This is a genomic window from Shewanella sp. 11B5 (genome assembly GCF_002836795.1).
Classification (GTDB): domain Bacteria; phylum Pseudomonadota; class Gammaproteobacteria; order Enterobacterales; family Shewanellaceae; genus Shewanella; species Shewanella frigidimarina.
Map to the genome: position 1 here is coordinate 1 of NZ_PJAP01000998.1, position 2,756 is coordinate 2,756.

The window sequence follows — 2,756 nt, forward strand, 5'->3', positions numbered from 1 at the left end:
TTAAATAGTCGTCAGATTTATTTGCATCTTGTCGGAGAACCAAAATTAACTGTTTATCATCAGGCTCTTGAGAATGATGATGTTACCCAAATGCCCATAAGAGCAGTATTAGCGCAGCGTAAAACGCCCGTTGATGTGTTCTATAGCGCGTAAGGAGTTTTACCATGCACTCAGTAGTACAAGCCGTCACCGATAGAATTATTGCACGCAGTAAACAGTCTCGTTCAACGTATTTAACAGCGTTAAATGATGCCAAAGCAAAAGGTGTTCATCGCAGCGCCCTAAGTTGTGGCAATTTGGCTCATGGATTTGCGGCCTGCCAGCCAGCGGACAAAGACTCTTTACGTCAACTAACGAAAGCTAATATTGGTATCGTAACCGCATTTAACGACATGTTGTCAGCGCATCAACCATACGAAACGTACCCGAATATGCTTAAGCAAGCATGTGTGGACGTAGGCAGTGTTGCGCAGGTTGCTGCCGGTGTACCTGCTATGTGTGACGGCGTGACCCAAGGTCAGCCTGGCATGGAGTTGAGTTTACTGAGTCGTGAAGTCATAGCAATGTCTACTGCGATAGGGTTATCGCACAATATGTTTGATGGTGCGTTACTGCTGGGTATTTGTGACAAAATCGTGCCGGGTTTATTAATTGGCGCGTTAAGCTTTGGTCATTTGCCGATGCTATTTGTGCCTGCGGGCCCAATGAAATCGGGTATTCCGAATAAAGAAAAAGCGCGTGTTCGTCAGCAATTTGCTCAAGGGCAAGTTGACCGTGCAGCACTGCTTGAAGCTGAAGCGAAGTCATACCATAGTGCCGGCACATGTACTTTCTATGGTACGGCTAATTCTAACCAGTTAATGCTTGAAATCATGGGCTTACAATTACCTGGTTCATCGTTTGTTAATCCTGACGATCCATTACGTGATGAATTAAGCAAAATGGCCGCTAAACAAGTTTGCCGTTTAACGTCTATGGGCACTCAATACACACCAATTGGTGAAGTGGTATCTGAAAAGTCAGTAGTTAACGGCATTGTGGGTATTCTTGCCACTGGTGGTTCTACTAACCTAACCATGCACATTGTTGCTGCTGCCCGTGCTGCTGGCATTATTGTTAATTGGGACGATTTTTCTGATTTGTCAGATTCAGTGCCATTGTTAGCACGCGTATATCCAAATGGACATGCTGATATTAATCACTTCCACGCTGCTGGCGGCATGGCATTGTTGATTAAAGAGTTACTTGATGGTGGTTTATTGCATGAAGATGTCAATACCGTTGCTGGCTTTGGATTACGTCGTTATACCCAAGAACCTCGTTTGCTTGACGGCGAACTTAAGTGGGTTGACGGTGTGACTGAAAGCTTAGATAAAGAAGTATTAACCCACCTTGCGACGCCGTTCCAAAGCAATGGCGGCTTGAAATTATTGAAAGGTAACTTAGGTCGTGCGGTGATTAAAGTGTCTGCTGTACCTGATACTAATCGTGTGATTGAAGGTCCTGCGATTGTGATTGATGATCAAAACAAACTCGATGCACTATTTCAGGCTGGTGAGCTTGACAGAGATTGTGTTGTGGTTGTTAGAGGTCAAGGCCCTAAAGCTAATGGTATGCCTGAGCTTCATAAGCTCACACCCTATTTAGGCACCTTACAGGACAAAGGTTTTAAAGTGGCATTAGTCACTGATGGCCGTATGTCTGGAGCCTCTGGTAAGGTTCCTGCCGCAATTCATTTAACCCCAGAAGCACTTGATGGTGGTCTGATTGCCAAAGTTGAAAACGGCGATGTGATTCGTGTTGATGCTACAACCGGTGAGTTAACTCTATTTGTTGACGAGAAAACACTTGCAAGCCGAACAGCAGGCAAAGTGGATTTACATCATTCAAGTTATGGCATGGGCCGTGAATTGTTTGGCGCGCTACGTAACAGTTTAAGCAGCCCAGAAACGGGTGCTCGCAGTACTAATGCGATTGATGAATTATATTAAAAATAAAAGGAAGTCGGTTATATGATTGAGCCTAATAATTGGTTGCTTCAACCTCAAGACGTATTTAAACGCAGCCCGGTTGTTCCGGTCATGGTAATTAATAAACTTGAGCATGCAGTGCCTTTAGCTAGAGCATTAGTTGCTGGCGGTATTAGTGTACTTGAAGTTACGCTTCGTACACCTTGCGCCCTTGAAGCGATTGCAAAGATTGCTAAAGAAGTACCTGAAGCACTTGTTGGTGCAGGCACTATTTTAAATGAAGCTCAGCTAAACCAAGCGGTTGCTGCTGGTTCACAGTTTATTATCACTCCTGGTGCAACTGTTGATTTACTAAAAGCAGCCAAGAAAGGTACTGTGCCATTGATCCCCGGTGTGGCTAGTATTTCTGAGATCATGGTGGGTATGGAGTTGGGTTACACTCACTTCAAGTTTTTCCCAGCAGAAGCTTCTGGTGGCGTTAATGCACTGAAATCATTCTCTGGACCATTGTCTGATATTCGTTTCTGTCCAACAGGCGGTATTAGCCCTGCGACTTATAAAGATTACTTAGCACTATCGAATGTTGATTGTATTGGCGGCAGCTGGATAGCACCGACTGATGCAGTAGACAACGAAGAGTGGGATCGCATTACCCAACTGTGTAAAGAAGCGCTTGCTGCACTGTAATCTCTTTATTGTGTGATAATTCAAAAACCAGCATCTGCTGGTTTTTTTTATAAGCATTTACTGGTGTTTTATTTTAAACCGTATACTGTTTAGCACATT

2 protein-coding genes and 1 pseudogene are annotated in these 2,756 nt (G+C 44.1%); all 3 read left to right on the plus strand.

The features are described 5' to 3' along the window. A pseudogene (locus CXF78_RS19425) lies at positions 1 to 153 on the plus strand (6-phosphogluconolactonase); the annotation flags it as partial. Positions 154 to 164: 11 nt separating this feature from the next. Then, positions 165 to 1,991, plus strand: a complete 1,827-nt coding sequence (gene edd / locus CXF78_RS19430) for a phosphogluconate dehydratase (RefSeq protein ID WP_011637356.1) — start codon at positions 165 to 167, stop codon at positions 1,989 to 1,991. Between the two features lie 21 nt (positions 1,992 to 2,012). Then, a complete protein-coding gene (locus tag CXF78_RS19435) occupies positions 2,013 to 2,657 on the plus strand; it encodes a bifunctional 4-hydroxy-2-oxoglutarate aldolase/2-dehydro-3-deoxy-phosphogluconate aldolase (protein ID WP_011637357.1) in 645 nt (214 codons plus the stop codon). The last annotated feature ends 99 nt before the right edge of the window (positions 2,658 to 2,756 follow it).